A 7832-nucleotide genomic window follows, 5' to 3' on the forward strand; every position below is an offset into this window, starting at 1 on the left:
GTACAGGAACTGCCAGGTGTCCTCGATCCGGTGCGGGTCCTTGCCGATCAGCAGCTGCGCGACGTGCTCCTTCAAATACGCGGCCACCGCGAGCTCGCGCCCGTTCAGGGTCGCGTCCCCGATCCCGGTCACCCCGTCCTCGGTGGTGATCCGCAGGGTCACGAAATTCCGGGAGGGGCTGGTCACGAAGACTTCAGCGGCAATGATTTTCACAACAGGTCCTTTTCTGGTCTAACGGGGGTGTCTTAGTTGCGGGGCGCCAGCGGCGCGGCCTCCGCGGAAGCGGCGTCGGCGGGAACAGCGGCAGCCGCGGCGGCATCGTCGGAAGCTCCGGCGCTTTCGGAAGGTCCGGTGCCGTCGGTGCGGCGGGCCCGGATTTCGGTGAGGATCCGGGCGTGCATGGCATCGGTAAGCGTGTATTTGGCCATCACGAGCACGGCCAGGATGGTCATGACGGCCGGCAGGGCGCCGGCGGCGAGCTGGATGCCGAAGACGGCGTCGGGCGTCTGGACGGCGCCGGACTTGTAGCCGCCCAGGGCCAGGGCGTAGGCCGCGAGCGCACCGCCGACTGCCTGGCCGGTCTTGCGGGTGAAGGAGAACAGGGCGTAGGTGATGCCCTCGGTGCGGACGCCGGTCTTCCATTCGCCGTATTCGACGGTGTCGGCTTCCAGTGCCCAGACCACGATGTTGACCGCGAGGACGCCCACGAGGCTGATCACCAGGCCGGTGAATCCGAGCCAGACCTGGCTTGCCGGGGTGAAGAAGACGATGGCGCCGCCAATGACCGTGAGCAGCGACGAGAAGATGTAGACGCGCTTCTTGCCGAGGCTCCGGACCAGCTTGGGCATGAAGCCCGCCAGCACGAAGGTCAGGACGAGCTGGGTGATGGACAGCACGGGGTACAGATCCAGCCGTCCCAGGACATCGCGGAGATAGTACAGCTGGACCGAGGTGAGGGCCAGGTAGCCGGTCAGGAAGAAGAAGGAGCTCAGGCACAGCATCAGCAGCGGCCGGTTGCCCTTGAGCGTGTCCATGCTCTGCTTGAACGTGACGTTCGGGACGGTACGGTGGACCCGTTCCTTGGCGGTCAGGAAGGTGAAGAGGTACAGAGCCGCCCCGATGACGACGAACACCAGGGTGATGCTGGTGAAGGTGGCCTGCAGGTTGGCGCCCGGCTTGATCAGCGGGGCTACGAAGATGCCAAGGGCGGAGCCGACCAGCATCCCGCCGATCATCCGGGCGGAGCCGAGTTTGGCGCGTTCGGCCGGGTCCTGGGTCATGGCGCCGGCGAGGGAGCCGTAGGGGATGTTGACCAGGCTGTAGGCCAGGCCCAGGGCGGCGTAGGTGACGTAGGCGTAGAGCAGGGTGCCGGACTCGCCGAGCGCAGGGACAGAGAAGGTTGCCACGCTCAGCAGCAGCAGCGGGATGGAGCCGAACATGATGAACGGGCGGAACTTGCCGAACCGCTTGCTGTAGGTCCGGTCCACCACGCGTCCGGCGAAGACGTCGGCGAAGGCATCAAAGATCCGCACCACCAGCAACAGTGTGCCGGCGGCCGCGGCGGAGATCCCGGCCACGTCCGTGTAGTACACCAGCAGGAACATCGTGGCGGTGGTGAAGGCGAGATTGTTGGCGGCATCGCCGGCGCCATAGCCGATGATGCTGAGCTTGTTCAGCTTTTTCATGAATGGGCTCCTTTACCCGTTGCCGGACCTCGGGCCCGGCGAAAAATGTGCGTTAAGGCCTACGCCTCAGAAGTGATGTTCTTGGTGCCGGCCAGTGCCGTCCACCGTCGGCGCAGGGCATAGGCGGCGGGTTTGGGCCGCCTGTCCCGGGTGAAGACGCCCTTCTTGTTGCCGTCCACGCGCATGATGCCGTTGGAGGTCTGGAAGTCCGCGAAGTTCCAGACTTGCTCACCGACCATGGCGTCGACCCGGTCGAAGACCCGGTGGTACATGGCCAGGAACGCTGCCTGGTATTCCTCGCTCCAGGGCTGTTCATAGATGGAGTGGAAGCCGGGCATGGTGTCCGGCCCGTACTCGGTCATGATCATGGGCTTGCCGTACTTGGCTTCCCATTCGCGCAGCTCCTTCTCGAGGTGCTGTTCAGCGGTTTCGAGGTCGCCGTTATCGATGTACCAGCCGTAGTAGCGGTTGAGCATGATCACGTCGAATAGGTCCCCGAGCAGTTCCTTGTCCGGGGTGTCGAACAGGACGTTGACGTAGCCGACGGGCCGGGTGGGGTCCAGGCTGCGGGTCAGCTCCACGAGGGGTGCGAAGTACTCGCGGGCGCCTTCCTCGGAGCCGTTGGGTTCGTTGGCGATCGACCAGATCACGACGGAGGGGTGGTTCTTGTCGCGGGCGACGAGTTCGGAAATCGCCTGCCGGTGGTTGGCGGCGGTGTTGGCGTCCACTCCGCCCTCTTCGTAGGTCTTTTTCGCGATGCCGCCGAAGACGGCGCCGAAGCCCAGGTGCAGCCCGACGGCGGCGGTTTCGTCGATCACCACGATTCCGTGCCGGTCCGCGAACTCCATGACTTCCTCGGCGTAGGGGTAGTGCGAGGTCCGGAACGAGTTCGCGCCCACCCAGTCCAGGAGCTGGAAGTCGTTGACCATCTGGGCGTTGCTGTGGCCCTTGCCGATGGCCACGTGGTCCTCGTGCATGCCGAAACCGGTGAAGTAGAACGGTTCGCCGTTGATGAGGAATTCCTTGCCGCGGACTTCCACGGTGCGGACACCGACCGGCAGGGTGTAGCTGTCCAGCAGCCGGCCGGCGTCGCGGATTTCCGCCGTGAGGCTGTACAGGTAGGCGGCGCCTGGCTTCCACAGCACGACGTCGGCGATCGTCAGGGTGCCGCGGGCGCCGTCGGCGCGAGCGACCTCGACGCCGTCGGCGTCACGGACGGAAACGGTGACCGTTTCGCTGCCGGTGCCGCCGGCAGTGGTAATCGTGTAGTCGACGCTGCCGGTGGTGCCTTCGAAGCCGGTGGCGACGGTGATGTCATCGACCGTGACCGCGGGGGTGCTGAACAGCCAGAGGCTGCGGTGCAGGCCGGCGTAGTTGTAGAAATCGTGGAGGTAGCTCTGCTGCCGGCGGCCGTCCTCGGTGACGGTGATGGTGCCGGGCGGGATGGTGGCCTGCGTGAGCTCGTTGTTGACGGACACCGTCAGGCGGAAAAGCTGCCCGGGCGTGACGTGCTCGGTGATGTCCGCACTGAAGGGCATGTAGCCGCCGGTGTGCTGGGCCACGAGGGTGTCATCGACCCACACCATGCCCTCGTGCGTGGCGGAGTCGAGGCGGACGTGGATGCGTTCGCCTGCCCAGCCGCGCGGGACGCGGACTTCGCGCTGGTACCAGACGTAGCCAACGTGGTCCCTGATGGCCTTGTCCGGGAAGACGTCGTTGTAGCTGGCCGGGACGCCCATTTCCAGTCCGGTTTCCAGGGGCGCCTTGAACCATTTGTCCCGGTGGCCGGCGCGGTCAAAGTCCACCTTGAAGCGGTACAGGCCGTCGAGGTTGACGATCTCGCGGGTTTCGCTGGCCTGGGGCTTGAGCATTTGGGGTCCTATCGCGTCTTTGCGGGCAGTGCCGGGGGGAGGATTTTGAGGGCCGGCGCTGGGGGCCGGTTTTTGCTCTTGCTGTAATCCTAATCACTTGGCAATCAAATGGCAAGCGGTTGCCATAATTTTTGTTGAAAGTTTGGCGAAACACTGCTGCCCGGCTCCAGATGGTCCGGGAGCCGGGCAGCAGTGCTTGCGCGCAAGGCGTTACGGGGAGAGCGTCTGCTCCCCGAACGTTCCGCTCAAGCTTTCCATCAGATCCACGACGGAACGCTCTTCTGCGAGGGCCGGATCCACCAGGGCCAGCAAGGCGCGGATCCGTTCGGCGCCGGCGAGCCGGTTGGCTGCGGCGACCTCGTCGGCCAGCGGGTCCTGGAACGCGGCGGAGGCGGCGCTGTAGTCCATCCAGGCAGCAATCATGAGAGCGGCGGCGGCGCCGGATCTGCCCGCGGCACGCTCGGCCTGCAGCACGGGAACGGCCCGCATCCTCAGCTTTGTACTGCCGTCCATCGCGATCTGTGCGAGGTGGTGGGCAATCCGGGCGTTGCCGAATCGCTGCAGCAGGGCGGCGCGGTAGGCCGGGATCTGAAGATCCGCGGCGTGACCCTCCGGCCCGGCCAGGTTCGCCTCCGCCTCGTCCCAGAACTTCTCGACGGCCTGCAGGCACAGCGGGTCCGCCAGGGCCTGCGCCACGGTGGTGTGGCCGCGAAGCTGGCCGGCGTAGGCCAGCAGGGAGTGCGCGCCGTTCAGGAGCCACAGTTTGCGGTTCTCGTACGGCTCGATCTCTGCCACGAACACGGCACTGGCGTCTTCCCAGCGCGGCCGCCCGGCGGGGAAGTCCCCGCTGAGCACCCAGTTGGAGAAGGGCTCGGCCACTACGGGCGAGTTGTCGCGGTAGCCGCAAGCGGCCTGGACGGCGGCAATGTCCGCGGCCGTAGTGCGCGGGGTGATGCGGTCAACCGAGGTGCTGACGAAGCTGACGTTGGCGTCGATCCATCCGGCCAGCCCGGCGTCCCATGCCCCGGCCATGCCTGCCACGGCGTTGTGTGCCACGGTGCCGTTGCTGGAGAGGTTGTCGCAGCAGACGACGGCGAGCGGTCCCGCCCCGGCAGCCCGGCGGCCGGCGAGGGCCAGCACCAGCCGGCCCAGCGGCGTCGTCGGGCTTGCGCTGCCGGACGCCAGCAGCGCAAGGTCCGCGGCGACGTCGGGCGCAGCTCGGTCAAGCTGCCCGTCTGCCCGGAGCCGGTAGGCCGCTTCGGTGATGGTCAGAGTGATCACCGCGGTGGCCGGAGCGGCAACCAGCTCCGCCAGTCGCTGCACATCCGCCCCGTCCACGGCTTCGACGATGCTGCTGACCACGGCGAAGGAGTCGCCGTCGTCGGCCCGGTTCACTACCGTGTAGAGCCCGTCCTGTTCAGCCAGTGCCAGCGCCGCGTCGGGGCGGCGGCCGGTGAAGGCCGCGATGCCCCAGTCCGCGGCGTCGGACGCCTGGTGCGTATACCAAGCCTGGTGCGAGCGGTGGAAGGCGCCCAGCCCCAGGTGAATGATCCGCACGGGTGCCTTGGCGGACGGCCGCAGGCGGCGGTTCAGTGGGGGCAGTTCGACGGCGGGTGGCACCTCGGAGTGCTGGTCGACGCTCACAGCTTGAACACCCGTCGGGGCGAGCCGTCCACGATGTCGACGATCAGTTCATGGGCGCGGTCCTCGCTGACGCGGTGTTCCGCGACGAGCCTGGCCAGGAAGGAGGCCTCGATCCGGCGGGAGGCGTCGTGGCGCGCGGGGATGGAGCAGAACGCGCGGGTGTCGTCGATGAAGCCGGACGAGCGGGAGAATCCTGCGGTTTCGGTCACGGCGGAGCGGAAGCGCAGCATGGCGTCCGGTGCGTCCAGGAACCACCACGGGGCGCCGAGGTAGACGGACGGATAGAAGCCGGCCAGCGGCGCGAGTTCGCGGGAGAACACGGTCTCGTCCATGGTGAAGAGCACCAGGTGGAAGTCCTTGGCGGTGCCGAAGTCCTGCAGCAGCGGGCGGATGGCCTCGGTGTAGTTCACCGCAAACGGGATGTCGTGGCCGGTGTCGGCGCCGAAGGCGTTGAACGTGGGTTCGTGGTGGTTACGGAACGAGCCCGGGTGGATGGTCATGACCAGCCCGTCCTCCACGGACATCCGTGCCATCTGGTACATCATGTGGGCTTCGAAGTCTTCGCGGTCCTGCGCCGTGGCCTGGCCCGAGCGGGCGCGGTCGAACAGCCTGGCCGCGTCGGCGGCGGCGAGCTTGAGCGTTGCCGGGGTACGGACGCCGTGGTCGGCCGAGACTGCGCCGTGGTCCACGAAGTAGCGACGCCGGTTCTCCAGGGCGGTGATGTAGCCGGCGTAGCCGGTGGCGCCGTCGCCCGCTGCTGCGATGAGCCGGTCCACGTTCGCGCTCCACGTGGGGTGCGCGATGTTCAGGTAGGCGTCCGGGCGGAAGGTGGGCAGGACGCGGCCGTGGAACGTGGGATCCTCGGCGATCGCCTGGTGGCTGGCGAGGCTGTCCAGGGGGTCGTCCGTGGTGGCCAGCACCTCGATGTTGAAGTCCTTGAAGAGCTGGCGGGGCCGGAAGCCGGGTTCCTGCAGCTTGGCGGAGATCGCATCGTAGCTGGCGTCGGCGGTCTCGGCGCTGATCTCCTGCCGGAGGCCGAAAACGCTGTCGAACTGGGTGCGGAGCCAGTAGCCGGAGGCCGTCCCCTCGAACAGCGGCCAGGCTTTGCAGAACTCGCGCCAGACCGTGCGGGAGTCCGCATCGGCGGTGGCCGAGCCCCGCAGCCGGTCCAGCGGAACGCCGCTGGCGTGGATCAGCCGGGTGACGTAGTGGTCCGGGCTGACCAGCAGCGCTGCCGGGTCCGGGAACGGGCTGTTGTGCTCGATGACTGCGGCGTCAACGTGCCCGTGCGGGGAAATGATGGGGAGGTCCTGGACGCGCTGCAGGAGGTCCCGCGCAATGCTGCGCGTTCCGGGATCCGCGGGCAGGAGCCGGTCTGGGTTGGCGGCAATCGACTGTGACATGAATCAATGGTCCGGCCTGCTTCAGGTATTTGTCAACCGGTTGCCATTAATTGCCATCAAGTTGCGGGGGCTTCGCCGGCAAGGCTACCCCGCGGGCAGCAGCCGTCCGCTCGAGCCCCGCAGCACCAGCTCCGTCTCGACGCGCAGGGTGGCGGCAGTCTCCCCCGTGCCTCGCGGGAGATCGCCGTGCAGGAGATCAAGCAGCAGCGTGGCAGCGCCCGAGCCGCACTCCCCCAGCGGCGAGCGCACGGTGGTGAGCGGAGGTGTGGTGAAATCCGCCCCGAAGATGTCGTCGAAGCCCACGATGCTGATCTGGTCCGGGATCACCATGCCGGCGGCCTGGAGTTCCTGCATGAGCCCGATGGCCAGGAGGTCGTTGTAGGTCAGCACCGCCGTGGCACCGCTGGCCCGCACGTCGCGCGCCACCTGGCGGCCGCCGTCGACGGTGGGCTTGGTGGATTCCAGCCGCACGGCCTCGAGCCGGGACCATTCGCAGGCCGCCTGCACGCCTTCCCAGCGGCGCGCGGACATCCAGGACTGCGGCGGACCGGCGACAAAGGCAACCTTGTGGTGCCCGTTCCCGGCCAGGCTGCGGACCGCCTCGCTGATGCCCTTGTTCACGTCGGGAACCACGCACGGCACGCCGTCGACCTCGCGGTTGATGACCACCACGGGCTTGTCGCGGGCGATCGTGCGGATGTCGTCGTCGTCCATGCGGGGGCTGGCCAGGATGAGGCCGTCCACAGTAGCCATCATCCGGCGGGCTGCCGTCAGCTCAGTGACACCGGACTCGGCGGACTCGGCCAGAACCATGGTGTAGTCCCGCAGTGTGGCCGTCGTTTCCGCCCCGCGGATGATGTCGAAAAATGTGGGGTTGGTGATGTCCGCGACGATCAGGCCGAAGGTATTGGTACGGCCGGTAGGCAGCGCACGGGCGAACGGATTGACCTGGTAGTTCAGCTCGGCGGCGGCATCCTCGATGAGTTTCTGCGTCTTGGCGCTGACGCGGCCTGGCTTGCTGAGCGCACGTGAGACGGTGGATGGGTTGACGCCGGCAACCTTGGCGATGTCGTAGATGGTGGCGTTGGACTTTCCGGACCGGGAGTGCTTCTTGGCCGGGCCTGTTGTTGCGGCAGCGTCCGGCGTCTTGGGTTCAGTCACTGCCCCATCCTAACGAGGAAACAACCCAACTAGCTCGCAGCGGGGGCCGTTTTGAGCGCTCAAAACGG

General features: G+C 67.2%; 5 protein-coding genes and 1 pseudogene. All 6 read right to left on the reverse strand.

The window, feature by feature from the left end; translation table 11 throughout:
• Positions 1-213 (reverse strand): annotated as a pseudogene (locus AC1D2F_RS23540) (bifunctional D-altronate/D-mannonate dehydratase); the annotation flags it as partial.
• Positions 214-245: 32 nt separating this feature from the next.
• Positions 246-1685 (reverse strand): glucuronide transporter, encoded by a 1440-nt coding sequence (gene uidB / locus AC1D2F_RS23545; protein ID WP_476967874.1) that lies wholly within the window; start codon positions 1683-1685, stop codon positions 246-248.
• 59 nt (positions 1686-1744) lie between these two features.
• Positions 1745-3556, reverse strand: a complete 1812-nt coding sequence (gene uidA / locus AC1D2F_RS23550; RefSeq protein WP_476967875.1) for a beta-glucuronidase — start codon at positions 3554-3556, stop codon at positions 1745-1747.
• A 210-nt stretch (positions 3557-3766) separates the two neighbouring features.
• Positions 3767-5200: a mannitol dehydrogenase family protein gene (locus tag AC1D2F_RS23555; RefSeq protein ID WP_364747055.1), complete on the reverse strand. Its 1434-nt coding sequence runs from the start codon at positions 5198-5200 to the stop codon at positions 3767-3769.
• The gene (uxaC, locus tag AC1D2F_RS23560; RefSeq protein WP_364747053.1) at positions 5197-6603 is read right to left on the reverse strand and encodes a glucuronate isomerase; all 1407 of its coding nucleotides are present in this window, start codon (positions 6601-6603) and stop codon (positions 5197-5199) included. The genes AC1D2F_RS23555 and uxaC overlap by 4 nt, the downstream gene beginning before the upstream one ends.
• 84 nt (positions 6604-6687) lie before the next feature.
• Positions 6688-7764 (reverse strand): LacI family DNA-binding transcriptional regulator, encoded by a 1077-nt coding sequence (locus tag AC1D2F_RS23565; RefSeq protein WP_229995083.1) that lies wholly within the window; start codon positions 7762-7764, stop codon positions 6688-6690.
• Between the last annotated feature and the right edge of the window lie 68 nt (positions 7765-7832).

The sequence above is a fragment of the Arthrobacter sp. P1_B3 genome, assembly GCF_056406615.1.

Bases quoted from the DNA above. Each gene is read 5' to 3' on its own strand.
- uidB (WP_476967874.1), bottom strand. From the start codon at position 1,685: ATGAAAAAGCTGAACAAGCTCAGCATCATCGGCTATGGCGCCGGCGAT.
- uidA (WP_476967875.1), bottom strand. From the start codon at position 3,556: ATGCTCAAGCCCCAGGCCAGCGAAACCCGCGAGATCGTCAACCTCGAC.
- uxaC (WP_364747053.1), bottom strand. From the start codon at position 6,603: ATGTCACAGTCGATTGCCGCCAACCCAGACCGGCTCCTGCCCGCGGAT.